This is a genomic window from Anaerocolumna jejuensis DSM 15929, from assembly GCF_900142215.1.
GTDB classification, from domain to species: Bacteria; Bacillota; Clostridia; order Lachnospirales; family Lachnospiraceae; genus Anaerocolumna; species Anaerocolumna jejuensis.
In genome coordinates, this window is sequence record NZ_FRAC01000009.1 from 353,906 (window position 1) to 378,602 (window position 24,697).

Below are 24,697 nucleotides of genomic sequence, written 5' to 3' on the forward strand. Positions count from 1 at the left end.
CCCCTTTTAGTATATGAATAATATTATAATCAATTTTTGTTTCTATTTCAACAATATAAAAATAGAACAGCTATTATAATATCAAACTCTTTATCTTTTCATGACATTCCAGAAACGAATCAACGGAGATATCTGCCTTACTGATATCTTGCTTAATGCCTGAACCGCAATATGCTGCAACAAAAGCACCTGCGCTCTTCGCTGCTTGTATTCCCACCGGAGAATCTTCAAATACAATACATTCTTCCGGTCTGGCACCAAGTAAATTCATGGCCTTTAAATACCCCTGTGGGTCCGGTTTGCTTTTTGTGCACATGTCACCACAAATAATCACATCAAATAGAGACATCATATTCATACGATTTAATGCAATAATGATAAGCCGTGTTGAAGTTGATGTTACAATGCCGGTTTTGATTCCTTTACACCGATACTCCTTAATAAAAGAAACCAATCCCGGCATAGGCTCCATACAACTATTTTCGTAGGTATTGCCTATCTGTCTGCGTTTATTTGTGAATTCCTCCAATGTGACTTTTTTTAATGATTTTGATAACAAGCCGGCTATCAGAGACGGATCATTTTTACCAATTAATTTACTGCGTTCTTCATCCGTTAGTGTAATATCAAAGCAAGCAAGTGCCTGTCTAAGATATTTTGCATTGCTTTCTTCTGTATTTGCAATAACTCCGTCAAAATCAAAAAGAATATATTTTTTATCCATTTCTTTCATTCTGAAAATAGCCTACGTGCATTTACCTGAATATATTCAATTTCTTCCTTTGAAAGCTCACAGAAGTCACTGTTTTCCATTGAGCAATTGGAATCCTGAACATACATCATCTTGGTGTCTTTCTGTGTTATTGAGTAAAACCAACATTCGGCAGGTACATTATAAACCTTTCCCTTTTCCATTAACGTTAATTCTATTTTAAATTTGTTATTTTCACGCTCAGCAGTTATCAAGATTGCTTTACCGGCAGCAAGAATAAATTGCTCATCTGTTGAATGATGAACCTCTAAATGGACAATGCCTTCAATATCATTGTCCGGCTTCCAATTTTTAATACTTACCAGCCATTTTTCATTTTTGTAAACGCACAGAATTCCTTCGTTATTATTTTCATATATATCCGGTTTCATGATAATTTCCTCCGCTTATTTTCTAATTATACTTCTGTTTTTCCTGCTATCCTTGTACCATATCCAAATGCACCTTCCATCGTGCAGACCTTTGCAGAAAATTCTGCTCCTCTGTTCATTGCAGCTTTCAGGCGTCCTAACATTTCTTCATCAGTACCTTCCAGAAGCGCTCCTGTTTCTGAGTATTCCAGAAGCGAACACAGAAAAGCAGTAAAGTAGGAATCTCCTGCTCCCATGGTATCAATGACATCCTCTGCATGAACTGCCAGGGCATAAAGAAATTCATTTTTGCAGAGAACGTAAGACCCGTCTTCTCCGATTGTACCAAGCACAATGGGAACTCCATAGGCTTGTACCTTTTTCATTTCAGTCTTTCGTTTTTCAGGTGTCAGATGTGCACAGGACAGAATAGCCACCGTAATATACGGACACACTTTCTCTAGGTATTCATCTGTCCATCTGTTTGAAAAATCATAAGCAATGGGCACGCCTGTTTCCTTCAATTCCGGAAGGTTTTCTTCAATGTAGCTGTTTAAATTCGTATAAATGAGATGAAATTTTTTGATATATTCAAAGTCCTCCTGTGTAAAAACAAAAGGGTGCGCTTTCGCTATCCCACCTTTATTGGAGCCTAGAAATACACGGTCATTGTTTTTCAGCGTAACCAGAGCAAATCCATTTTCTCCTTCAAAATGACGGCAATGACTATCGTCAACTCCTATCTCTGCCAGGACCTTCCGTACATAGTTTGCAACCTCGTCACTTCCATACTTTCCAAGGTATGCGGTATCCATGCCATTCATTTTCCCGTAAACACAGGTATTTACACACTGTCCGCCAGGATACATTATTCCACGGGAAAGATACTTGTCACATACATTATCTCCTATGGAAATAATTCTGCCATTCTTCATTTCTTCACTCCTCTTATTCGATGTCAAAATTAATACTCAACCTTCCACATATAACGGCGGGTAGTCAGCGGATGCTCACGCTCTGCGGCCAACGCCTGATTATATACCGGATATACATTATTGAATAACGAGTGGTTAAAGTAATCAACTACGGAAGGATCAATGGTGGAAAGTCCAAGCTCCCTGGCATCCAGAATTTCAATGCGCTTTGCATAGGTAGTTAAAAACTTCAGCGCCCTCTCATCCAATGCACGGGTTGAGCCTTCTGAAATCTGAATTACAAAGGGAATATTGGCATCTGTTATCTCGAAGGGACCGTGAAAATATTCGCCGCTGTGAATGCTGTTTGAATTGATCCACTGCATTTCCATGAAGATACAGATGCTTTCCATATATGCCGCGCCATATCCTGCACCGCTGGCCATTGTATAGATCACCTTGTCGTCTTTATGGCTTTCTGCAAATACAAGGGCACGTTTCTTCACATGCTCGCATGCATTTTTTACGATACGGTCAATCATGCCAACACCCTGCAGGAATTTCTCGTAGTTCTCATAGCCTTCCGTCTGCTTCAGCAGTTCAACTGCTACAAGCAGTCCACAGATGGTTTTTTCTCCCGCCGTATCCTTTTCATCACCAAAAGAATAACGCACAATATAATCACCATACTGAATGATTTCCGATTCCTGTAACCAGGTCAGAAGGATAACGGCTGCCCCTGCTTCCTTACCAAGCGCTGCCGCACGTATTGTTTCCGGTGTATTGCCCTTATGGCATGCAAGACATATGATAGAATTCTCTCCAAAATCCTTTGGCGTGCTGTGAACAAATTCATTGCTGTTTATCCATGCGGACTTGATGCCTGCGCACTCTCTTTCCATAAAAGTCTTTGCAGGATAGAGAGCTCCTAAAGAACCTCCGCATCCGACGAAATAAAGTGATTTCACTCCGCCTTTGTCTTTCTTCTGTTCCAAAATCTCCTCGATAATGTTCTTAATGTCTGTACTTTTATATTCCATTTTTCATTCTCCTCTATCCAATATAAAGTTAACCAGCTTTAATTTTTAGATTAATTTATTTTAAAGAATTTCTAACCTCCTTTTTGTAGAAAACAGGACCGCAGCCGAAGCCAATGCAAAAAATCACCCCAAGACATCAGCTGCGCTCCAATCAAAAGCAGGCTAATTGACGGCCGTTATCAAAATACAATTGCTCCAAGACCAATGGCAACCAATACGGAAACCACTGTACAAACCAGACCAGGAACCATATAGCTGTGATTTAAAACGAATTTTCCAATCTTTGTTGTACCCGCAGAGTCAAATGCAAGAGCAGCAACACACTGACCTGATGCAGGAATGAAATAGTTTGAAGAACAAGCAATCCACCCGGCTACAATAATATTGGCAGGAAGGCCTAAAGCAATGCCAATCGGAACCATAATCATTGTTGTGGAGGACTGGCTGGTCGTTATAGCACCAACAATAAATACGGCAATTATGTAGATCCAGGGATACCTGTTTGTCAAAGCAGACATGTTATCCGTGATAAAGGAAGCCTGATCTCCAATAAACGTATTTACTAACCAGCAAAGCCCAAATGCTAAAACAACTGCAAACATACCAGTACGGAAAACCGGTTGATCCAAAATCTTATCACTATCAAGCTTACTGGCAATAACCATAATAGCTGCGGCTACAAGCATAAAAATTTCGATTACCGAAGTCATCGGCAAAACGGAATCATCCGCAAATTTAGGAAGAAATGAATGAAAGGCACCCAATAAAACAATCACTACCATTGCTCCTAAGAAAATAGCAACTGAAATCTTTGCATTTTTTGTGGCAGGCTTTTCTTCAACTTTTTTCTTTGAAAAATCCTCAATAAGTCCGGAAGCAACACGTGCCTGAAACTCGGGATCATCCGCTAACTCTTTGCCCTTTTTAAGAACAGAAAATGCTGCGGCAATTGTACCTATCAAGGTTGCAGGGACACATACGAGCAGCAAAGTGAAAAGGTTTACCGACGTATACGATGAATCAGCCATAAAAGCAAGAATTGCAACTGTTGCGGCTGCTATCGGGCATGCCGTGATTGCTTGCTGTGAAGAAACGATTGCGACAGATATTGGACGTTCCGGACGAACACCGGTCTCTAATGAGATCTCATTGATAACCGGCAGCAAGCTGTACACAATATGGCCGGTACCACACATAAATGTGAATAAATAAGCAACAACAGGAGCTAAAACCGTAATCATTTGCGGATTCTTGCGAAGAATTTTCTCCGCCATCTTGACCATAAATTCCAGGCCTCCGCAAGCCTGCATTGTTGATGCCGCACAGATTACAGCAATCATAATTAAGATAACTGTAATTGGCGGATCTGAAGGCTTTACATGTAAAACAAAAGTCATAATCAACATGCCTACACCACCGGCCATAGCCAGGAAGGTCCCACCCTTGCGAACTCCCCAGAAAATTATCGCCAGGACAATAATCAATTCTATCCAGAACATAAATTAACCTCCTCAAATGAGTTAAATTTAATTTTTTTGCAAATCCATGTATGAAATACTGATTTATTTAATTTTCAGTATACTTATATGGTTCTTAAAGATGGTGCGCACATCTCTAACCGTAACAATACAAGAGCAATCATTTTTTAATATTTCACTATTTGTATCTATTTGTATTGCTTTGTATTTAATACAATAATACATTCTCACTTTAATTATGTCAAGAGGTATTAATCATTTTATCCTAATGTGTAAGTTCTTTTTGCCGTTTTTTATATACTTTTCATAGTAGCAATACATTTTAATACATTCCTGGTGATTCCTGCAGGACAATTTTCTATTATTCTTTTGCCCTCTGCCTTGAACAGGTAAAGACAGTTCACCTATACTTTTTTATAAAAAGGCTATAAATATTCAACCTTAATACCTCAGGTAATTCGTTTCGGCACAGCACAAAAAGCGGTGTCTTTTTGGACACCGCTCGAGAAGATAGTCAGGAATCTCTTTTTATATGATATTAGTATTCAACTTTCCACATATAACGGCGGGTAGTCAGCGGATGCTCGCGCACTGCGGCCAATGCCTGATTATATACCGGGTATATATTATTGAATAACGAATGGTTAAAGTAATCAACTACGGAAGAATCAATGGTGGAAAGCCCAAGCTCCTTGGCATCCAGAATTTCGATGCGCTTCGCATATGTGGTCAGGAACTTCAATGCCCTCTCATCCAATTCACGGGTTGAGCCTTCTGAAATCTGAATTACAAAGGGAATATTGGCATCTGTTATCTCGAAGGGACCGTGAAAATATTCGCCACTGTGAATGCTGTTTGAATTGATCCACTGCATCTCCATAAAAATACAGATGCTTTCCATATATGCCGCACCGTATCCCGCACCGCTGGCCATTGTATAGATTACATTGTCGTCTTTATGATTTTCTGCAAATTCCAGGGCATGTTTCTTCACATGCTCGCAAGCATTTTTTACGATACGGTCAATCATACCAACACCCTGCAGGAATTTATCGTAATTTTCATAGCCTTCCGTCTGCTTCAGCAGTTCAACTGCAACAAGCAGTCCACAGATGGTTTTTTCTCCCGCCGTATCCTTTTCATCACCAAAAGAATAGCGTACAATGTAATCACCATACTGGATGATTTCCGATTCCTGTAACCAGGTCAGTATGATAACGGCTGCTCCTGCTTTCTTACCAAGCGCTGCCGCACGTATTGTTTCCGGTGTATTTCCTTTATGACAGGCAAGGCAGATGATAGAATTCTCTCCAAAATCCTTTGGCGTGCTGTGAACAAATTCATTGCTGTTTATCCATGCGGACTTGATACCTGCACACTCTCTTTCCATAAAAGTCTTTGCAGGGTAGAGAGCTCCTAAAGAGCCTCCGCATCCGACGAAATAAAGCGATTTCACTCCGCCTTTGTCCTTCTTCTGTTCCAAAATCTCTTCCATAATATTTTTAATGTCTGTACTTTTATATTCCATTTTTCATTCTCCTTTAATTTATGTATCTTATTGTTCTGTGTATATGATAATACATTATAATACATATTGTCAATATCTAATTTTGATATATACAATATTTCTCAAATGTATTATAATAAATGATAAATACCTCATATAAATATTAGTAAGAGGAAGGAATGTTCATATGAAACTGGATAATACAATTGTAACACCTTTATATAAGCAGCTTGAGGAGAAATTTCAAAAAGAAATTGAAAATGGAGAACGTCCGGCCGGAAGCAGATTTCCAACTGAGAACGAATTAAGCGAGCAATACAAAGTAAGCCGTGTAACCGTTCGAAAAGCTCTGTCCAGGTTAACGGACATGGGATATCTGGACAGAAAATCCGGAAAAGGAACCTTTGTTGCCGAAAAAAAATTACAACGCGGGCTGTCAAAGGGAGTTATTGGTTTTACGGAAATGTGCCAGTTGATGGGGGTAAAACCAGGCGCAAGAATCATCAAGATTGCATTGGAAGACCCGACTCCAAGAGAAATGGAGCTGATGCATTTGGAATCAGACGAAAAAATACTTGTTCTTGAACGCATACGGTACGCAGATGATAAACCGGTCATTTTGGAATTAAATAAATTTCCCGAATCCTTTTCCTTTTTATTCAGTGAGAATCTCAATGATTCCTCTTTATACGAAATTCTCAAAGAGAAACATAATATTGTTTTCAATGACTCTTCCAAAACACTGGATATTATATTTGCTGCCTCTAAAGAAGCAAAAGCTCTGAATATTTCCAAAGGTTATCCGCTCTTAAGGATAGACAGTATTTTACAGGATACAAATAACAATATGTTTAATCTTTCCCAGCAGCTTTGTATTGGTGATAAATTTAAACTAATTGTTTAATGAGCAGAAAAATGCCGCATGAAGCTGGTATCTCTTACAAGAGTACTATCTTCACGCGGCATCTGATTATTAATCACTGGTGTGATTTTTCATTATTTTATATATTTCTTTATTTACATTTTTTTTATCTGAAATTCTTTATTTATAAATCTTTATTTTATTTCTTTATTTTTGATTTGAGTGACAAAAGCTGATTGTTTGAGTGCAAGCGAGTTATCTGTTTTACAATATGTCCAGCACAAAATATTCAGAGAATTAGAACTTCTTATACCTTGGAATCGATGCATGAGTTCTTTCTGGTTTGTGCAAATTGCCGTCCCCTTTCGAAAGACTACCCTTTCGACACCCAAATCATTTTTATTCTTTATAACTATTTCTGTAAAGAGAACTCCAAATAAACAATACTGCTGTTATACTGTTTTCCATCCCACTGGGTATAAACAAGTTCTTTACCGGATGGACTCCAGCAGGTAACTGCATTCAAGATATCCACTGCTATGAGCGTAGACTTGCCGGTCAGCATATCATAAAGGTACAAACCGTTAGCAGCACCTTTACTATCCCCCTTCATGCTGTAAGCAATCATCCTCTGGTCCGGAGACCATGATACTCCTCCAAGCTCTGCCCCTTCGGCTATGGTTTTCACATTACTTCCATCCCTGTCACTTAGTGATAAAATTTGTTTAGACCCTTTATACTGCAAAGCTAACAGCTGATTTTCATCCGGAGCGGGATATAGCCCGGAAACATTGGCAAGATTCAGGCTTGTAATTTTTCCGGTAGACAGATTTAAAGCCATAATGGTATTATCATCGGCGGTATTATAGTAGATTAAATCTTTCAATTTCTTAATAATAAAAATACTTTTTTGGTCCAGTTCCTTCAAAGAAGTTATTTTTCCTTCTGTACTGGCATAATAGGCTCCATTGGTATATCCTGCTCCGATAACCGTATTTTTATCAGCCCAGTTGGCACTGCCTGCACTTCCGATAGGGTCACCAGAAATACCAAAGCTTTTCAGGTTCTCAAGATTAAGTACATAATACGACAAATCGCCCAGGCTGTTACCGCTGTATAACAGGTTTTTCTTGTCAGAAGAAAGTTTTGCTCCGCCCAGATTCAGTTCTGCCTCTTCCTTTAAAAGCTTATATTCCTTTGTTTTGAGATTATACAGGTACAGGCTTCTGGGATAAGAATCTGATAATTCTTCCAGCTTCATTTTCTCAAGGGACTCATTTTCCTTTGAAACCACCACCGTATCCCCATCCAGCCAATCAGAGATTTCCAGCTTTTTATAGGAATCAATTTTGGCTATGGATATCTCGGGAGCACCTGCTTCTTTACCTGTATTATCAATAACTGTTATAGAGCCCCCTGGTTCTTTTATGGTTACTTTGTCTTCATTACTTTTTGTACTGCAGCCTGTAGTAGTAATTAATAAAATCATGGCAAATATTATTTTGGTTATTTGTTTCTTCTTCATATAATTCTCCTTTCCGCCGCCAAAATCGGCGGCACCAATATTACTGAAAGCTTTTCTTGAACAGCTTATTTAAATGCACCATTTTATGACTTAGCCCCATTGCATAACACATCTGCTCTCATATCGCATCTGCTAGCATATGCATCTGCCCGCATATACGTCACTGCCATAAGTCAGGGTGTGAAATGTCTTTCATTTCACTCTCATCGCCTCCTCGGTATAAGATTACCAAGAATTTGTTTCAATACAATATACAATTATAGCTATCCTGTAAATAATTGTTTCCAAAATGTAAACATTTCTTCAACCGGCACCATTATTCTGTGTGTACTTAATTTATGATCGACGGAAAGGTGATTCTGAAACTGGTCCCCTCACTCCCGGTATTTAACAGAATGAGAGTACCACCCAATAATTCTGCATGTTTTCTGGCCAGGGATAATCCCAGCCCGGCACCGCCATTCTCTCTTGCCCTATTTTTATCGACCATATAAAAGGGCTCAAATACTTTGTCAGCGAGTTCCCTGGGAATACCGATGCCGGTATCTGCTATTTCAATATTCACCTGTTGGAATGCTTCATAGGTTTTAATAAAAATATTCCCGTTTGCTTTATTATACTTGATGGCATTATCCAAAAGGTTTAAGAGTACGATTGTTAAGCTGTCTTTATCTCCTTCTATACAGGCTTCGTTCAGTTCCGTATCCAGCCTGATACCAAACTTATCCATCCTGCCTTTTAAGCTGTTAAGTGCTGACTCCACCGCCTGCTTAACTGACAGCCTTTCAAGATTTAGTTCAAAATCATACTTTTCCAACGCAGATAATTGCAGTACCTTATCCACCATTTCATATAAACGTCCTGATTCACTTTTAATAGTGGCAATTGCAGTCTCCAAAAGCTTTTCATCGTCAGGATACATTTCCAGTAAGTCAATATATGCCTTAATTGAGGTTAAGGGTGTTTTAAATTCGTGTGTTACATTACCGATAAATTGCTTCTGCTGCTGGTCAAGCTGTGATAATTTTTCGACAGCAAGCATAAGCTTATTCTGCTCGGCTTCCATCCCCTCTATATTTCTCCTTATCTGCCCGCCCATTGCATGAATTCCCTGACTTAATTTACCGATTTCATCCCTGCGTTTTAAGACAGTGGTCTCATAATGGCCTTCCCGGATCCTATACACCATCTTATCAAGCTTTATTATGCCTGTGGCAAAAGGATTAAAAAACAGATAGCCCAGAAAAAAGCTCAGAAATAATACACCTGCCCCTATATAAATAAACAACTGCCTGATATTGTTATAAAATGCCTGATGCTCTGACAGAGAATAATTAAATTGTACAACGCCCACCTGATTATTTCCTGTTATTATGGGAGCCAGGTAATACAGCGAATCTCCTTCCATCAGATAGGCAGTCTTATTACTTAGTGCATAAGCCAGCGTTTTCTTTATATTGTCCGACTCTTTCTCTTTTACTTTCTTACTGACCAGCTTTCCCTGACTATCATATAGAACCAGGGATTGCCCACTGATCAATTCCAGCTGCTCTGCAAATTCCTCACCTTTTTCCGCCAAAAAGGTCTGCGATTTTTCTTCCGATAAAATTCTCTGCATATAATAGGTATTTGCAGTTTTCGCCTGCTGGGCTAAATATTGTTCATACTGATTTTGCTGGTTACTTTTTATCCCTTTCAGTACCAGCAGGCTAAGAAAGAAAACAACAAGAATCAGCAAACCCGCAAGGAACAGGCTGAATTTTATTTTTATACTAATTTTCACTGCTGCCTCCTAAGGCTTTATAGCCCACTCCATAAACCGTTTGGATAACACCTTCGAATTCTTCTCCAAGTTTCCTTCTAACCCGCTGGACGTGAATATCCACTGTCCGTGTACCACCTGCATATTCCATCCCCCATACCAGATCAAGAAGCTGCTCCCTTGTATAAACCCTGTCGGGATTAGAAACTAACAGAGCCAGGATATCGTATTCTTTTGGTGTCAAATCCAGCGGTCTATCTCCTGCAAAAGCAGTTCGTTTACTGATATAAAGTACGACTCCTCCCAATCTGACCTCGGCAGGCTCCTGTTTCTTTTCTGCTTTCTGCATTCTGCGAAGCAGTGATTTTAAACGTGCAAGCAATTCCCGCATATCAAAAGGCTTTGTCATATAATCATCAGCCCCCAGTTCAAGGCCCAGTATTTTATTGACAATATCCTCTTTTGCCGTAAGCATGATAACTCCTATATGCTCTTTATCCTGGAGCTTTTTAAGAATCTCATATCCGTCCAGTCCGGGTAGCATAACATCCAGAATAATAGCATCCGTATGGAATTCCTCCAGCTTTTTCATAGCAGCTTCTCCATGATAAACAACCTCAGCAATATAACCTTCTCTCTTTAATGCATAAGCAATTGCGTCGGCTATCTTTTTTTCATCCTCTATGACCAGAATTTTTTCATTCATTTAAACTCCTTTCGTGAATAGCAAATCTGTGATTTGCTATTCCTGACTACGTAGTTGAGATTTTCCAGCGCGCCGCAAGATTAAGCCGAGGATTTCCCAGGCTCAATCTTGTGTGAAATTGCTTTTTATTTTCACACTACCAGCCATACCTTCCCAGCACACCGCAAAATTAGGCCGAAGATTTCGCAGCTTCAATCTTGTGTGAAAATTGCTTTTTATTTTCACACTACCAGTCATGCCTTCCTAATGCGCACAAGATTGGGCCGAAGATTTCGCAGGCTCAATCTTGTGTGTGAATTATGCTTTATAATAATTCACACTATTCTTTTTTCCAATGGAAATAATATTTTACTTTAAAAGTCTATACATTTTGACAGATTTTAACTAACTTAACATTATTATATCAAACATAACTCCCCACTCCAATGAAATCTTTCTTTCCATCAGGTCTATGGTTCCTACATAACCTGAATAATCAAAAAAATGCCGCCAGGGCATCTCATACTTACTCCCTGACGGCAATATATCTTTCGGTAATTCTTAACCAGCCTTTTCCTCTATCATAATAATAGTTTATAGGCACTTTCCTCTAAATCCACAATTTCTGAAAACAACTTCGGGATGAGTTCCAGTGTTTCCTTCCCATCACAAAGGTAACTGACTATATAGGAGGTGATTTTTTCAAAAACTTCTCCGCTTTGCATAAATAAATCTCCTGCAGAAACCCAGTCTTCCCATTTATATTTATCTCCAAGCAGAATAAGCACCTTTCCAAACCGGTCACAATTCCCTTTATAAGGGATGTCTTCTGTATCACTTTGTATCCCTAGCAGCCTGTCTGGAATTTTAGGAACCATACCCAAAAATTCTGTTAAACCAACTAATGCATTCCTATATACATCCTGCGGCATTTCCTCTTTCCACTTCGGAAAATCAAAAGCTATTTTACGAAGTGCACTTATTCCTGCAAATTCAGGCTTTATCCTTAATTGCTCATTTGCTTTCCGTTTAAAACAGGCTTTTGCCAGTTCAAATACACCAGGTAAATTATCCGGTAACGAAAACCGGATAAACCCATTCTTGTTACCGACCTCATTCTTATCTATTTGCCAGGCTTTTTGCAGTTCCTCATATGATAACGTTTGAATATCCTTTCTTCCGCAATCATATAGAAAAATACACTTCTCATCATATCCGGCCATTAAAACATAATGCATTGGAATATGAACTTTATGATACATCTTCAAATATGGCAGATGATACATGTCAAGAGGACCTAATATAACCGGACGGCCATTATCGATTTCACTTTTAACAGACTTGAAGGCGTATTCCAGCGTTCTGCCTTCTGATATTTTATACTGTAAACCGAGTTCCTCCTTTATTTTTTCATAGGTCTTCCTTGTCCTTCCATCACAAACACTTAGCATAACCGGGCGGGGCAGATCATGAAATTTCAGATAAATATTCTCACCATAACTGCTTAGTGCAAAGAAAAATGCTTCCGGAACTTCCTCACCCGTTTTTGTAACATAGATATCTTCTATTCCACTCCACATGCAGCAGCCATCACACAGATGATGTTTGATTTCAATCAACCTTTTACTCATATATTCCTTTCCATAAAGCTTTCTATCAGATTTTCTCCGGCGCCTTAGGGAAAGTATAAACCCTTACATAATGTGAGAGTCAAGCAGGGACTAAGAATTAATGCCATTCGCTTTTTTACATGGTAAATAATATCCAAAGGTAAAGGTGTTATTACCATCTTCTTCTACATTTGCATACTTATCAAATGAGTAATATTCCATTGAAATTCCGACAATTGAGTAATCCGGCACATACCCATTTGCTCTCATTATCTTCTCTGTTTTAACGTGAGCGCCTTTTTCCAGATTAGACGTATTTCCTTGTATCCAGCCAATTCCCATTAGACAATCAGGAATGTCACGGTAAGAATATCCGTTTGGAACACTTGCATCGGGCCTGGCAAATATTCCTGCAATATAGGTAAATTCCTTTGTCTGCGGATTGTACTCCCCCATCCATCCAATCGTGTCTCCCAATGGAGATACCCGCTCAGGCAGACTTTGAAGAAAATCATTTGTTCCATCCTTCAATATCCTTTCCCATAAATCCGGAACTGGATTTTTCTTTCCGACAATTATTTCTTTCCCTATAAATCTGACTGCTTTAAAGTTTTGTACTTCAAAATCAACTTTTACTCCCATAAAAACCTCCGTATTTTTATTTGATGAGAAATGGCAGACTTATTATACTTAATTCTCTATTTCATCTCAATTCCATATCATTACTGTTTTTTATTGAAAGGTATCAGCAATTCCATATAGGTGGCTTCCGGTGTACTGCTGTAATATAACTCAGGGGCAAACACATCCGCCACAAGGCCATGCTTTTCAAGCCACAGGCCGCTGTATTTAATTGCTTTGTTCAGAGCAACTGTCACAAGCTCAAGGAAATTACCTGCCTCAAATCCGCAGATGATATATTCCCGCGCAGGAAGCTGCCACCTTTGAAAATCCTCCTCAGCCACCCCGGGTTCAATCTCTGCTCCTGCAAAATAGGTAAAACATCCCTCTGGCGCATCGCCCATATAAGCAACGCCCACCTCACGCCCATCCGGTATGCGGGCAATCCGGTCCTTCTCCTTGTGGAAGTGTCTCCATATTTCGCCGGGCATATCAACACCTGTAGATTCCCCAACAGGTATCTGCCCTGCAATCGGAACATAACCAATCACCCCCATAAAATCAATTGGCTCATTCAAGGTTCTACGGTTCATTTCCAAAACAAGCCCATCGCTAATCAGCGGTACCCCCTCGTCAATTAAGGTATAGCCTAACAATAAGTCAGGCTTGTCAAACCGGTTTAGTGAAACCGGCTTCTCCCGGTATTGCTCAGGTGTCATTCCATACGCCTCTTTAAATGCTCTCGTAAAAGTTTCATGGCTGCCGAAACCATACTCTAAAGCAATATCAAGAATACGGCTATTTTTATTCTGCAGAACTTCCAGAACGATAGCCATACGCCGCAGCTTAATATATTCCCGCAACGGTTTTTTAACCAAGCGGCTGAACAACCGCTGATAATAAAATAATGACAGAGCGGCAGTTTCCGCCAATACCTCGATTTTAATATCCTCTCCTATATGCTCCTCAATATAATCCAGAGTTTTCTGGATTGCTTCCCACGCATGCATGATATGCACCTCCTATATGGAAAGGATAATATAAATTGTTATATTCCGCTTGACCGTATCTGCCCTTTTTCTTAAAATCCGGAAAGGTGTTAACCCTTTTAAATCCTATTGGCCAAACCGATGTTTAGTGATATATTACCATTGTATTATGTATAATACCCTTTGATATTTAGTCAGGAAATGATTATGATTTAATTGTATTATAAGAACCACTGGCCGAGGCTCCCCCTGTATCCTAAATTATTTTACTAAACCCTTAGAGTGTATATCTGATTTCTGTATTCATTATTTCATTAAAGGTCTCACAGGCTTTTCTAACCGGCATTTTTAAAAATTCACTAAATGCCTGACGCTCTCCCTCTCTAAGATTTTCGCCAGAAATAAGTGAAACCGAGACATTGAGCAGCCATCTTAGTGTTGAAAGAACTTTAAAATAATCAAAATTCTTTATTTCCTTTCCCAATAACTCTCTATAAGCAGTCAGCGCTTCCTCTGCAAAAGAATCAAATCCACCTCTTTCCAGCAAACAGATTGTCCATGCAATGTCAAACCTATAATCACCGATTCCCCACACCCAATCAATGACATAAGGCTGATTTCTCTGGTCTATAATAATATTCCAAGGGTGATAATCCCGGTGAAGAATTGACGGGCTTAAATCACCCACTGTATCCTTCTCATTCTCCAGCCATAAATAGATTGGTCTTAGCTTTTCAATACTATAACTATCCAGTATCTCTTTTATTTCCTCTAATTCGTTATCAATAAGTTTTATTGGTTCCTCTTCCATTGTATCAATCTTCGTAATCTTTATATCCTTTTTATGTAAATCATATAGTAATCTGCTGAAGGTAATGACCATGTCCTTTTTTTGTTCCGTCTCCGCTTCCTGATAAATATCCCAAAACATCTTTCCTTTAATCTGTTCCATTACCATGAATGGGTATTCAAATTCATTCATCAAGGTATCGTGTCCAACATATTCGGGTACATTATAACCGCTTTCAGCCAAAAACTTTAGTGCCTGACTTTCTTTTTCAATACCTTCCGCTCCTTTTTTGTTCCCTGAGTAAAGCTTTATAATATAATCTTTCCGTTCCCTGTTATTATTGTTCCTGACATATATTGAAAATGCATAAACACTTCCTGCCCAGCCGGATTTAAGCGGGGTAATATTTTTATCCAGCAATTCATAATTTGGGTATACTGTATCCATGATTTTTTTAATCATACTTTTAATATTTTCCATAGCTGCTGTCTCCTGAATTTATTTTATTTATATAGCAATTTTATACTACAGCACTTAATAATAAATTTGATTTAAATCTCCTCTAATTAATTGTAGCTCTAAATCGCGTGACTGTATACATTTCAAAAAGGAAAATGATCTGGATAAATAAAAGAAAATGTATTTGCATATTATAATCGTTTTGGATGATATTATTTAATCGAAACCTAAATAAGAAAACAAATTTATGACTTACTAATAAATTTCTTAGTAACTTGTTTCTAAAAAGCCTTTCCGTTATAATGATACTGCTTTATTCGAATCTTAGAGGTACTTGGTCTGTTCTGCTATATTAGCATGGAATATAATAAAAGGGTGAAAAAATGTATAAACCAAAATTAGAAAAAGATATTCGCTGCCCGCTAGAATATGGGCTGGATATATTCGGAGGGAAATGGAAATCCCGTGTAATATGTGTTCTGGCTAAAAAGAAATTACTGCGATATAGTGTACTTCGACGGGAAATAACGGATATTTCAGATGCAGTTCTTGCGGCAACTCTAAAGGAATTAATTTCTGACGATATCGTACAGAGGAAACAATATGATGAAATTCCTCCACGTGTGGAATATTGCCTGACTACAAAGGGTGCCTCTGTTGTACCAATCTTACAAAGCATTTGCAGTTGGTCAGGAGCTTATCATAAAGATGACAGTGAAAATTCATTACTTCAATGTCAAAAATGCGATTACCGGCAATAAGTACATTATAGAAATGGAGCTTGTAAATATTATATCTTTTCGTTTTAGTGCAACAAAAAATTCTGTGCAGCTGACCTGTACAGAATTTTTTTTAGTTTATGCTTGGGAAACTTGACTTACGCTAAACTGTAAATTTTGACTTCTGGTTCCGCACTCCACAGTGGTTTAAGATCAACGAATACATCATTCTGAAACATTTCACTGGTCAGATATGCCTGTGCATGTTCTACACTGTCAAATCCATGTAATACTTGGACATCTTCATCACGAATCAGCAAGTTCTTCGTCAATGCACCTTCAATCTTCTTAAGAAAGGGTTCACGGTAATCGTTGTAAACTTTTGCCGCTGCAGTACGGTTTGCATTTTCAATTTTCATTGTGATTTCAAGATATGCTTTTACTATCATTATATGTTCCTCTCAGATATTTAATATTGCTCTCCCGGTGAGCTTGTTCCTATTATAAGCATAGAGCTCAGAAATAGGAAGATATCTGTAAATTTATTAGTTACTATTAAATTTATTAGCTCTCTATCCTGCTATCTAAAGAAATCACTACACTACAAATAGAATTTACTAATGAGACCCTCTTCTTAATGTTGATTAATATAAGCCATTACTTATAGGGCCCTTATAAATTCTACTCCTCCTCGTCAATACGTTCTATTTTGAATATAACCGGACGGGTTCCATCATTGCAACAGGCAATCATCATCTTTTCATCATTTGTCCACCCCTTCATAATCGAACCACCCTGAAGCGCTGTATAGACATACCTGCTGACACAATCCCATGCTTCAGAACAAAACTTGCCATTCAGCATATGCCAAAAGTCATCTCTTTCATCATTACGTTCCAAAATGAATTCTTGACCAACCTCAAACATTTCACATGGACCTGACTTTGGATCTTTAAGATATTGTTCCTGCAAATCCTCATAACATTCTTTTCTTACTACGGTTATTTTGCATTTATGCTGCATATGTTACCTCCTGTTTCACTGCTGTATATTAGTTCATATTTCTTTGAATGTCCTAACGTTGTCACTGAAAACACCTGGCATTTCCAGCCCCTTTTTAGCTTATTCAATATAGTAGACGTAATTTTCTTTTCTCGGTGATGCTTTTGGCAGCTCTCCTTCTGCATATCCAAGAATGCAATGTCCAATCCCTTCATACTCACCTTCAATACCAAGAGATTCCAAAATTGCTTTACCTTCCGGACGTTCAAATTCTTCCTTTGCCCTATGAATCCAGCAACTGCCTATACCAAGATCATGTGCTGCCAGCATCAGATTTCCAATAACAAGACTACCATCATAAACGCGATTTGCCCAATTCTTATCAGCTAACACGATCAGAACAACAGGGGCCCCATAGAAGGGGTCACTATTACTACCCATAATTTCTGCATTCAGCCTGGAAAGCTTATCCCTCAGCTCCTTATTTGTCACAGCAATAATTATTGGTGACTGTCTATTCATTCCTGTGGCAGCATAGGTACCGGCTGTTACAATTTTTTCAATGATTTCCTTTGGCACCATATCAGGCTTATATTTTCTTACACTTCTTCTTGTCTGTAATTTTTCAAGGAACTCACTCATGTTTTATACCTCCATTTTTTCGTGCGGGACATTTTCTTCCATCTATGTACCATAGACAGCTCCTGCAATTTCTGCATAGCTCAGGTTCCATTCCGCCTAATACCTTATTTGCCCAGCTTGGGTCGCATAAATGCCCGCGTCCAACGGCTGCCATATCTGCATATCCTTTTTCAAGAATATCTTCAGCCTGCTTTGCGGAAGTAATGCCACCAACGCATATAACAGGAATCTCAGACACTTCTTTAACTAATGATGCCATGAAAACAGTTGTTTCATAAGGGAAAGCTTCCGGGCAGCCATCAAAGCCGCTGCATCCAAAGGACACATTCAGGAAATCTGCTCCGGCACTTTCAGCGGTTTTGGCAATCTTTAGCAGTTCTTTTTTATTGTGATGCCCAAAGCGAACATCAACAAGAAAATCAGAGCCGCAGGCTTCCTTAACCCCAATAATCAGTTCAGCTAATAACCGCGTTCCATCTGCATATTCATCCATTCGGTTATTACACTCTGTGACTTGATTCAGATAAAAGCCATGTGCCGCATGCAGCTCTACGCCATCAAATCCGGCAGTTTTGCAGCGAATTGCTGCGGATACGAAATCATCCCGATAGGCAAGGAACTGTGACCGGGATATTTCTTTCAGTGAACTCTCACTCATGACTGAAAGACCACTATTCATCATCTGTACAACAGACACCGCATGATTCTTTTTTGCTGCATTTGCAAGAAGCGTCAGACCTTCCAGACATCGGTCCTCAAATATGCCAATGGTATTTCTTGGCTCCTTCAGCCTTGAAGTCGCACAGGCTTCTATAATAATCAAGCCGGCTCCCCCTTCAGCAAAGCTCTGATAATGTTTTAAGTGCCGCTCATTTACTAAGCCATCTGGATTGGTCAATCCAAAATCAGCCATTGGAGGTACAACAATTCTGTTTTTTATGTTCTTCCCATTGATCTTAATTGGAGCCTCCAGATTAGTTAACTCTGCCGTCATACTTATAACTCCTTTCCTCACAGGCAAGCCTGCTGTGGATAACCCGTTTTTTCAATGTCTTCCTGAGTAATACTGCAATTTTCATCTGCTGCTCATCCTTTCTATTTTTTTATCAGCTCTTTTCCCCTTGCAAATGATAGAATTTTTAGTAAAATAGAGGTGTTCTATTATAATTCTAAAGGAGCTGATTTTGTGCTTACACCACGTTATTTTTTTACAAATGATTTTTTAAAATGCTATGACTACTTTTTGTCACAGCCACATAAAAAGAAAACCTTCCATAAAGGCGATTACTTATGGCAGCCTGGCGAACCATTTCATTCAATCCACTACATCATCTCCGGAGTTGCACAAAATTATATTGAGCATGAAAACGGCCATCGCAAGATTATTTCATTTCATGGAAAGGGTACTGTATTTCCCGGCTATCACCAACATGACTATAAAATCGAAAAATCCATTATTACAATTGCTATGACTGACATGGAGGTCCTGGAATATACTAAAGAAGAATTCCACTCCATGTTTGAAGACAATTCCAATGTGCGCACCGCTGTCATCGACTGGTTTTCTACCTATACCAATCTGCTTTTATATGATAATGCACATCAGGAGTATAATTGTTCTTTCATAAAGCTTTGCAATCTGCTCTATCTGCTGCTGGTCAATAAAGATATTAAGTCAGAAAGCTTTATTGGAATTACACAAAATGACCTCGCTGACATCCTTGGAATAAGCCGTGTCAATTTGACGCGGGGGCTATCCTTTCTGCGAAATAAAAATATTATTGCAACACGCAGAAAACAGATTGAAGTAATTGATTCTTCCGCATTAGCAAAATATTGTTCTATGGAAACACTTTAGAAACAAATGCCCTTAATACTTCTTTAAGGTAATTTCAATTATATCTAAATTTATTAATTTTTTCTGCTAAAAATGATACAAAAAAAACACTGCTGCAAAAAATGCAGCAGCTTAGCAGTAGATTTATACACATTGCGCCGGGTGTTAATCAACCCTTATCCTATCTTTATTTGTGGGTATACCGTTAATTACTTTTTGCCACCCACCATCTTGGAATACATCATATTGTTCAAAAGCACAGGGCAATCCGTTTGCAATAGATATGTCACTGCTATCCATAAGCTGAAAATGCAAATGTGGAGCAAAAGAATTGCCCGAATGACCCACTCTGCCTATAACTTCACCTTTTTTTACACTTTGACCAACTGAAACCTGAACAGACCCTGTTTGCAGATGAACCAGCGCAGCATAAACTCGGCCGCCACATTCTATAATGATATAGTTGCCGGCAACTGATTGTATGTCGTCTTTTTTCGGATTGAAATAATGAGCATTTTTATAAGCGTTAGACAGATCTGAGAGCAAATTCGTTCGTTCTCGTTCTTCATAACCATCCTCTGCTTTGACAATGATTCCGTCACAAGGTGCATATACTTCCTGGCCCCAACAATAATATTTATTTAAGGGAACCCCAAAAAGGAGATATTGCGGCAAGCTTACACGATAGGCAGGCCAGCCCTTTTTTTCCCAATCCACTTGTATAAAGTCATAAGCATATCTTGCTCCTAACCCGTCTGTTCCATGGCTCGGAATTTTTGTCCCCGGAGTATTAGGAGCGAGCCATTCTCCCCTCAAAGGAAACTCTACAATTATCGGCTCCTGCGCTTCAATCATCTCATACCTCCTATCCGCATTATTGAAAATGAAATCATTGCCCAATAATCTTACAATCTTCTCCCCATGCTTGAAAGCTTGACTTGTAAGCCGTCAGCTTGCTTTTGGGAACGTAAAATGTCATGTGATAGTGGCCAGCTCCTCTTTTCCCTGTCAGCTTAGGAGGATTTCCCTTAAATACAATAACACTATTTGTCGCCGCTCTTTGATGGTACTTTTTCAGGCTCTTGGGCAGAATGATTCTCTGAGAGCCTCCCTCACCATTTGGGTCAAGATTCAATGCACCCTCTCCAATGTATTCCACTCCTTCCGGTACGACCAGGTCGCCGTGGAAGCAGCCTGCATATAATAGCTTTTTACCATCCTTCGTATACAGCCAGCCATTCTTATCACTTTTATAATAGCGATTCCCTTTATCAACGACAACTCCGCCCTTGTATGGATTATCTCCATAGGAAATCGGACATTCTCCAATTTTCTTTACAGAAGCAGGAATGGTGATTTTCTTTGTCGGCCATTCAAGATAGATACAGTGAGCTCCGATTTCCTTTAGCCCTTTTGGCAGCACCACATATCCACCTGATAATTCCCCCTCAGCCTCCGAATCATACCACCAGTCATTCAGAGCATAATTCCCAAGCTTTTTTACTGTGGAAGGCAGTTTGCATTTTGTACCGGATAAAGCATAATCTCCAATTTCTTCAAGGCCCTCATTCAGCTTCAACGAAATATTGCCAGTTAAATAGGAGGTAAACGAATACTCACCAATCGACTTGATGGTGGAAGGAAGAATGATTTCGATTCCTTCATTCTTTCCATTCACATAAGTGGAACATCCATAAAAAGCTCTCTTCTCAATCTCTGTTCGTCCTTCTTCAAAGGTAATCTTCATTGGCCCAATAGTGTTAAAGGCATCTTCGTCAATCTTTACATTCTTCGGAATGCAGAGTGACACTTTTTTCATTTTGGCAACCTGGTCCATAAAAGTGACTTCATCATCAATGGAGAATGCCCGCTTCCCAATTTCCGTAATTCCTTTCGGTATGGTTATCGTCTTTTCTGTATCATATCCGCCGATATACTCTACAATCTTGCTTCCATGAATTTTAAAATCGCCGGCAATTCTATATCCCAGCACCTTTTCTTCATTGGCATATCTTAATTTCATTTTACCCTCTGCCTAATATAATGAAGAAAAAATGAAAGGAATAGCACTATGTATACAGCAGATTATTTCATTAAGAATTTGAATATGACCGCACATCCGGAAGGTGGGTTTTATAAAGAAGTTTATGCATCGGAAGAAAATATAACAGCAAAAGAATTAAAGGCTGACTTTGAAGGTTCACGAATACTTTGGACAAGTATCTATTTTTTACTTCGGGATGGAGAAGTATCTCATTTCCACAGACTAAAATCCGATGAAATGTGGTACTATCATTCAGGTTCTCCGCTGACAATTTATATGCTAAGCCCCAAAGGTGAGCTTTTTACCGAACAGCTTGGACTCAACATTGAAAATGGTGAAAAACCTCAAGTATTGGTGCCAAAAGATTATATATTCGGCTCCGCAATGAATAATAAAGGGTACGCATTAGTAGGCTGCATGGTATCACCAGGATTTGAATTCAGAGACTTCGAGTTATTTAAAAGAAATTACCTCACAGAAAAATATCCGCAGCATCAGCAGATAATTCATAAGCTGACTACCGCGGAATGAATATAAGTTAAAAGCATCCAATGTTTATGAGCCGTCAAAGCTATTATCACTAAGATAGCTTAGAGGATTAAGCTCGTGGTTTCCACCTGTAAAAATACAGGTGGAATTGCCGGCAACAGGGATGCTTTTTACGATTTATTATATTGAACATCAAAAAGAGTAATATTTCCGGTTACCAAGGTCATTTACTTTAATATCCGGTTAATGATAGCTATACCCTATTACACCGCTATGTATTTCCACTTACCGTTATGTACTCTGGTAAGATACATAATTGACCTCGAGCAGAAGTCGAAGAATATGCCGATCATGACCGCAGTCAGGCCTATTCCGAACAAATGAATAAGTGCGAAAGACAGGATGACCCTGAAGGTCCAAAGCCCTACAAAGGATGTAATCATAACATATTTGATGTCTCCGGCAGCTTTTAATGTCGCTGAACACAAATTTAGTATTGCCAGCAATGGCTCTATCACTCCAAATGTACAAACGATGCCGATTGACTCCTTTATTACAAGGGGATCACTGGTATACAGGACTGCAAGATATTTTGAAAAAATAATCATAACAATACCGATAACAAAGCCCACAGCCATTGTAATCTTCATACCCTCACGGGAATAGATTTCCGCCTTTTCATAATTCTTCTCCCCAAGGCTTTGTCCTACAAGAGTTGTATTAGCAATAGCAAAACCAAATATAGGAAAAAAAGCCAGTGCGTTTATATTTAATCCAATCTGATAGGCAGCCATAGCCACTGTTCCCAAAGGGACAATAATAATCTGCAGTACTAGGAAACCACCTTGCATCACAGCCTGCTCAATGAACCCTGGAACACCTATTTTAATAATTCGCTTAACCATTTCCGGTTTCAATTTGTAGTCATCCTTAAGGCTCAGATTAAGCTTAAGCCCTTTATAGTTGTATAAGACCAGAACTCTGACCGTCACGCCTATGATTCTTGATATGGTTACTGCTATGGCTGAACCCACAATGCCAAATGCAGGTATATGCAGGAAGGGCACACCAAATATCAAAACGGTATTCAATATGATATTTAAAATATTCACTCCGCCAGTAATTATCATTGGAGTTTTTGTATCTCCTGCTCCTCTCATAGCTCCTGAAACTATGATATCAAGTACAAGAAAAGGTAGATTGATTAGCACAATATTAAAATAACTGATTCCTGCTTTAAAAACCTCCGGTTCCGCTTTGCCAAAAAACAGGCTCAGTAAAGGCAGTGAAAACACTCTTCCGATTACTGCCAGAAGCACTCCAACAACAATTGCCATATACCCGGATTGTATTAATGCGGTTTTTGCCTCTTTATGATTCCCTTCCCCTGTAACCCTTGCAATAACAACTGTTGTCCCGATTGACAAGCCGGAAAAAACTGTTTGCAGGAATCCCATAAGCATATTTACCATTCCTACGGCGGCGACTGCAAATATACCTATTCGCCCCATAAATATGGTAGAAACCATTCCTACCATCATTTCAAGTATCTGCTCGGTAATGGAAGGCCACGCCAGTGAGATTATTTCCTTGTCTGCTTTTTTATCCATTTGAAACCATTTCTTTTCCATTCTCTACCTCATTTTATCCTTGTCTGATTAGCGCAACGAATATAATTATAAATCAAATATGTATTTGAGGCAATCTGAATTCTTCAGAAGGGCTGCAAAATCTTCAGATGGGCTTCAAAAAAGAACATGGATAATAATTACTGAAATACAACAGACCGCTCATCTTCAAAAAACTTGAAAATATGCGGTCTGTATCATGTAAAATTATTTACCCAATTAAATTACCAAATCTTTATTTTGTGATATTGACATCGAGTTTACCAGTTGACAGATTGCCTGTGAGAGTAAGCCGTGCATTGCCAAATTTATGGTCAATGTTCAAACTGGCCGGATTGCTCTTATATTGACGGAGCAGATTGGCTGCAAGGTAGGTCTCTATGCCGGTTACATCCTTTTGGCCGATCAATGTTCCTATATAATCATTGGCCAGCGCTTTTGCATCCATTATAGCTGACGCATTGCCGCGCAGCAAAGCTTTTTTATCGATGCCTTGTAAATCCATTTTCTTTAGGTCGACCTTTGCTTCTATTACTTCCTTCCCATTTTTTTGTTGTGTAACTGTCAATACAACCGCATTGTCCTTCGAAGTGCAGGATAGCACTTGGGCCTGGTCTGCACTTCCAGTTATGGTTGCACTGTTAAATTTACCAGTATCTGAAAGGGACTTTTCAGCCTGTGAAATTGTATTTACCTTAATATTCCCCTTGCCTGCCGCCAGCCTTATCGTATTATAGTTTGCTACAAAAAGAATTCCTGCCAGGATAACAAGTCCAAAAAGGATGGACAAAAATATTATCCTCGCCTTGCCACGTTTTTTACCGTTTTTTTGACCATATGATAAATAAGAATTTTTGTAACTGCTCATTACTCTTCTTTCTCCTTTATTGTGCATTTTCTTCAGACCATATGAATTAAATGCTTTTAATTGCACAGTTATAAATGATTGTGTTCATTATAGCACAGTTAAAA

The 24,697-nt window shown here is 38.9% G+C and carries 25 protein-coding genes; 4 read left to right on the plus strand and 21 right to left on the minus strand.

Annotated features, from left to right (window positions below):
• Positions 1-73: 73 nt before the first annotated feature.
• The 6 genes from BUB77_RS09415 to BUB77_RS09440 all read right to left on the minus strand — a co-directional run bounded on the left by BUB77_RS09415 (position 74) and on the right by BUB77_RS09440 (position 6,082).
• Entirely contained in the window at positions 74-724 is a 651-nt protein-coding gene (locus BUB77_RS09415) for an HAD family hydrolase (protein WP_073275257.1), read from the minus strand.
• Positions 725-729: 5 nt separating this feature from the next.
• Positions 730-1,143, minus strand: coding sequence for a cupin (locus BUB77_RS09420; protein WP_073275105.1), 414 nt, complete (start codon positions 1,141-1,143; stop codon positions 730-732).
• 26 nt (positions 1,144-1,169) lie between these two features.
• A complete protein-coding gene (locus BUB77_RS09425; protein WP_073275107.1) occupies positions 1,170-2,057 on the minus strand; it encodes a fructoselysine 6-kinase in 888 nt (295 codons plus the stop codon).
• Positions 2,058-2,086: 29 nt separating this feature from the next.
• Positions 2,087-3,076, minus strand: a complete 990-nt coding sequence (locus tag BUB77_RS09430; RefSeq protein ID WP_073275109.1) for an SIS domain-containing protein — start codon at positions 3,074-3,076, stop codon at positions 2,087-2,089.
• A gap of 179 nt (positions 3,077-3,255) precedes the next feature.
• A complete protein-coding gene (locus BUB77_RS09435; protein WP_073275111.1) occupies positions 3,256-4,575 on the minus strand; it encodes an anaerobic C4-dicarboxylate transporter family protein in 1,320 nt (439 codons plus the stop codon).
• Positions 4,576-5,092: 517 nt separating this feature from the next.
• Positions 5,093-6,082 carry an SIS domain-containing protein gene (locus BUB77_RS09440; protein ID WP_073275114.1) on the minus strand — a complete coding sequence of 330 codons (990 nt, stop codon included), beginning with the start codon at positions 6,080-6,082 and terminating at the stop codon, positions 5,093-5,095.
• 166 nt (positions 6,083-6,248) lie between these two features.
• Here BUB77_RS09440 and BUB77_RS09445 point away from each other — a divergent pair, with 166 nt between their 5' ends.
• Positions 6,249-6,965: a GntR family transcriptional regulator gene (locus BUB77_RS09445; protein WP_073275116.1), complete on the plus strand. Its 717-nt coding sequence runs from the start codon at positions 6,249-6,251 to the stop codon at positions 6,963-6,965.
• Between the two features lie 370 nt (positions 6,966-7,335).
• Here BUB77_RS09445 and BUB77_RS09450 read toward each other — a convergent pair whose 3' ends face one another.
• From BUB77_RS09450 to BUB77_RS09480, 7 genes are all read right to left on the minus strand, one after another.
• Complete coding sequence (locus BUB77_RS09450) at positions 7,336-8,448, minus strand: TolB family protein (protein ID WP_073275118.1); 1,113 nt, start codon at positions 8,446-8,448, stop codon at positions 7,336-7,338.
• Positions 8,449-8,779: 331 nt separating this feature from the next.
• On the minus strand, positions 8,780-10,231 hold the full coding sequence (locus BUB77_RS09455; protein WP_073275120.1) for a sensor histidine kinase: 1,452 nt from the start codon (positions 10,229-10,231) through the stop codon (positions 8,780-8,782).
• Positions 10,221-10,916, minus strand: a complete 696-nt coding sequence (locus BUB77_RS09460) for a response regulator transcription factor (protein WP_073275122.1) — start codon at positions 10,914-10,916, stop codon at positions 10,221-10,223. Before BUB77_RS09460 ends, BUB77_RS09455 begins: the two co-directional genes overlap by 11 nt.
• A gap of 560 nt (positions 10,917-11,476) precedes the next feature.
• The gene (locus BUB77_RS09465) at positions 11,477-12,526 is read right to left on the minus strand and encodes a BtrH N-terminal domain-containing protein (RefSeq protein WP_073275124.1); all 1,050 of its coding nucleotides are present in this window, start codon (positions 12,524-12,526) and stop codon (positions 11,477-11,479) included.
• A gap of 90 nt (positions 12,527-12,616) precedes the next feature.
• Entirely contained in the window at positions 12,617-13,147 is a 531-nt protein-coding gene (locus BUB77_RS09470; RefSeq protein WP_073275126.1) for an AraC family transcriptional regulator, read from the minus strand.
• Between the two features lie 80 nt (positions 13,148-13,227).
• Positions 13,228-14,136, minus strand: coding sequence for an AraC family transcriptional regulator (locus BUB77_RS09475; RefSeq protein ID WP_073275128.1), 909 nt, complete (start codon positions 14,134-14,136; stop codon positions 13,228-13,230).
• 256 nt (positions 14,137-14,392) lie between these two features.
• Positions 14,393-15,385, minus strand: coding sequence for a phosphotransferase family protein (locus BUB77_RS09480; RefSeq protein ID WP_073275130.1), 993 nt, complete (start codon positions 15,383-15,385; stop codon positions 14,393-14,395).
• A 362-nt stretch (positions 15,386-15,747) separates the two neighbouring features.
• Between BUB77_RS09480 and BUB77_RS09485 the strand changes: the two genes are divergently transcribed.
• Positions 15,748-16,125, plus strand: coding sequence for a winged helix-turn-helix transcriptional regulator (locus tag BUB77_RS09485; RefSeq protein WP_073275132.1), 378 nt, complete (start codon positions 15,748-15,750; stop codon positions 16,123-16,125).
• A gap of 116 nt (positions 16,126-16,241) precedes the next feature.
• On the opposite strand, the gene BUB77_RS09490 is transcribed toward BUB77_RS09485, so the two are convergent.
• The 4 genes from BUB77_RS09490 to BUB77_RS09505 all read right to left on the minus strand — a co-directional run bounded on the left by BUB77_RS09490 (position 16,242) and on the right by BUB77_RS09505 (position 18,721).
• The gene (locus BUB77_RS09490) at positions 16,242-16,532 is read right to left on the minus strand and encodes a hypothetical protein (RefSeq protein ID WP_073275134.1); all 291 of its coding nucleotides are present in this window, start codon (positions 16,530-16,532) and stop codon (positions 16,242-16,244) included.
• A gap of 232 nt (positions 16,533-16,764) precedes the next feature.
• Positions 16,765-17,106, minus strand: coding sequence for a TIGR04076 family protein (locus tag BUB77_RS09495; RefSeq protein WP_073275136.1), 342 nt, complete (start codon positions 17,104-17,106; stop codon positions 16,765-16,767).
• Positions 17,107-17,205: 99 nt separating this feature from the next.
• Positions 17,206-17,727: a nitroreductase gene (locus tag BUB77_RS09500; protein ID WP_073275138.1), complete on the minus strand. Its 522-nt coding sequence runs from the start codon at positions 17,725-17,727 to the stop codon at positions 17,206-17,208.
• Positions 17,720-18,721 carry an NADH:flavin oxidoreductase gene (locus BUB77_RS09505; RefSeq protein ID WP_073275140.1) on the minus strand — a complete coding sequence of 334 codons (1,002 nt, stop codon included), beginning with the start codon at positions 18,719-18,721 and terminating at the stop codon, positions 17,720-17,722. The genes BUB77_RS09500 and BUB77_RS09505 overlap by 8 nt, the downstream gene beginning before the upstream one ends.
• A gap of 192 nt (positions 18,722-18,913) precedes the next feature.
• Here BUB77_RS09505 and BUB77_RS09510 point away from each other — a divergent pair, with 192 nt between their 5' ends.
• Positions 18,914-19,585: a Crp/Fnr family transcriptional regulator gene (locus BUB77_RS09510; RefSeq protein ID WP_073275142.1), complete on the plus strand. Its 672-nt coding sequence runs from the start codon at positions 18,914-18,916 to the stop codon at positions 19,583-19,585.
• A gap of 144 nt (positions 19,586-19,729) precedes the next feature.
• Here the strand turns inward: BUB77_RS09510 and BUB77_RS09515 are convergent, their stop codons facing one another.
• Positions 19,730-20,419 (minus strand): M23 family metallopeptidase, encoded by a 690-nt coding sequence (locus BUB77_RS09515; protein ID WP_073275144.1) that lies wholly within the window; start codon positions 20,417-20,419, stop codon positions 19,730-19,732.
• A 34-nt stretch (positions 20,420-20,453) separates the two neighbouring features.
• Complete coding sequence (locus BUB77_RS09520; RefSeq protein WP_073275146.1) at positions 20,454-21,587, minus strand: leucine-rich repeat domain-containing protein; 1,134 nt, start codon at positions 21,585-21,587, stop codon at positions 20,454-20,456.
• 48 nt (positions 21,588-21,635) lie between these two features.
• Here BUB77_RS09520 and BUB77_RS09525 point away from each other — a divergent pair, with 48 nt between their 5' ends.
• The gene (locus tag BUB77_RS09525) at positions 21,636-22,139 is read left to right on the plus strand and encodes a cupin domain-containing protein (protein WP_073275148.1); all 504 of its coding nucleotides are present in this window, start codon (positions 21,636-21,638) and stop codon (positions 22,137-22,139) included.
• A 221-nt stretch (positions 22,140-22,360) separates the two neighbouring features.
• Here the strand turns inward: BUB77_RS09525 and BUB77_RS09530 are convergent, their stop codons facing one another.
• Positions 22,361-23,728 (minus strand): MATE family efflux transporter, encoded by a 1,368-nt coding sequence (locus tag BUB77_RS09530; protein WP_073275150.1) that lies wholly within the window; start codon positions 23,726-23,728, stop codon positions 22,361-22,363.
• A gap of 232 nt (positions 23,729-23,960) precedes the next feature.
• The gene (locus tag BUB77_RS09535; protein WP_073275152.1) at positions 23,961-24,593 is read right to left on the minus strand and encodes a hypothetical protein; all 633 of its coding nucleotides are present in this window, start codon (positions 24,591-24,593) and stop codon (positions 23,961-23,963) included.
• Positions 24,594-24,697: the final 104 nt, after the last annotated feature.

What these genes read in the sequence shown, in the direction of transcription:
- BUB77_RS09415 (WP_073275257.1), bottom strand. Translation starts at nt 724, where the DNA reads ATGGATAAAAAATATATTCTTTTTGATTTTGACGGAGTTATTGCAAAT.
- BUB77_RS09420 (WP_073275105.1), bottom strand. Translation starts at nt 1,143, where the DNA reads ATGAAACCGGATATATATGAAAATAATAACGAAGGAATTCTGTGCGTT.
- BUB77_RS09425 (WP_073275107.1), bottom strand. Translation starts at nt 2,057, where the DNA reads ATGAAGAATGGCAGAATTATTTCCATAGGAGATAATGTATGTGACAAG.
- BUB77_RS09430 (WP_073275109.1), bottom strand. Translation starts at nt 3,076, where the DNA reads ATGGAATATAAAAGTACAGACATTAAGAACATTATCGAGGAGATTTTG.
- BUB77_RS09435 (WP_073275111.1), bottom strand. Translation starts at nt 4,575, where the DNA reads ATGTTCTGGATAGAATTGATTATTGTCCTGGCGATAATTTTCTGGGGA.
- BUB77_RS09440 (WP_073275114.1), bottom strand. Translation starts at nt 6,082, where the DNA reads ATGGAATATAAAAGTACAGACATTAAAAATATTATGGAAGAGATTTTG.
- BUB77_RS09445 (WP_073275116.1), top strand. Translation starts at nt 6,249, where the DNA reads ATGAAACTGGATAATACAATTGTAACACCTTTATATAAGCAGCTTGAG.
- BUB77_RS09450 (WP_073275118.1), bottom strand. Translation starts at nt 8,448, where the DNA reads ATGAAGAAGAAACAAATAACCAAAATAATATTTGCCATGATTTTATTA.
- BUB77_RS09460 (WP_073275122.1), bottom strand. Translation starts at nt 10,916, where the DNA reads ATGAATGAAAAAATTCTGGTCATAGAGGATGAAAAAAAGATAGCCGAC.
- BUB77_RS09465 (WP_073275124.1), bottom strand. Translation starts at nt 12,526, where the DNA reads ATGAGTAAAAGGTTGATTGAAATCAAACATCATCTGTGTGATGGCTGC.
- BUB77_RS09470 (WP_073275126.1), bottom strand. Translation starts at nt 13,147, where the DNA reads ATGGGAGTAAAAGTTGATTTTGAAGTACAAAACTTTAAAGCAGTCAGA.
- BUB77_RS09475 (WP_073275128.1), bottom strand. Translation starts at nt 14,136, where the DNA reads ATGCATGCGTGGGAAGCAATCCAGAAAACTCTGGATTATATTGAGGAG.
- BUB77_RS09480 (WP_073275130.1), bottom strand. Translation starts at nt 15,385, where the DNA reads ATGGAAAATATTAAAAGTATGATTAAAAAAATCATGGATACAGTATAC.
- BUB77_RS09485 (WP_073275132.1), top strand. Translation starts at nt 15,748, where the DNA reads ATGTATAAACCAAAATTAGAAAAAGATATTCGCTGCCCGCTAGAATAT.
- BUB77_RS09490 (WP_073275134.1), bottom strand. Translation starts at nt 16,532, where the DNA reads ATGATAGTAAAAGCATATCTTGAAATCACAATGAAAATTGAAAATGCA.
- BUB77_RS09495 (WP_073275136.1), bottom strand. Translation starts at nt 17,106, where the DNA reads ATGCAGCATAAATGCAAAATAACCGTAGTAAGAAAAGAATGTTATGAG.
- BUB77_RS09500 (WP_073275138.1), bottom strand. Translation starts at nt 17,727, where the DNA reads ATGAGTGAGTTCCTTGAAAAATTACAGACAAGAAGAAGTGTAAGAAAA.
- BUB77_RS09505 (WP_073275140.1), bottom strand. Translation starts at nt 18,721, where the DNA reads ATGACGGCAGAGTTAACTAATCTGGAGGCTCCAATTAAGATCAATGGG.
- BUB77_RS09515 (WP_073275144.1), bottom strand. Translation starts at nt 20,419, where the DNA reads ATGATTGAAGCGCAGGAGCCGATAATTGTAGAGTTTCCTTTGAGGGGA.
- BUB77_RS09520 (WP_073275146.1), bottom strand. Translation starts at nt 21,587, where the DNA reads ATGAAATTAAGATATGCCAATGAAGAAAAGGTGCTGGGATATAGAATT.
- BUB77_RS09525 (WP_073275148.1), top strand. Translation starts at nt 21,636, where the DNA reads ATGTATACAGCAGATTATTTCATTAAGAATTTGAATATGACCGCACAT.
- BUB77_RS09530 (WP_073275150.1), bottom strand. Translation starts at nt 23,728, where the DNA reads ATGGAAAAGAAATGGTTTCAAATGGATAAAAAAGCAGACAAGGAAATA.
- BUB77_RS09535 (WP_073275152.1), bottom strand. Translation starts at nt 24,593, where the DNA reads ATGAGCAGTTACAAAAATTCTTATTTATCATATGGTCAAAAAAACGGT.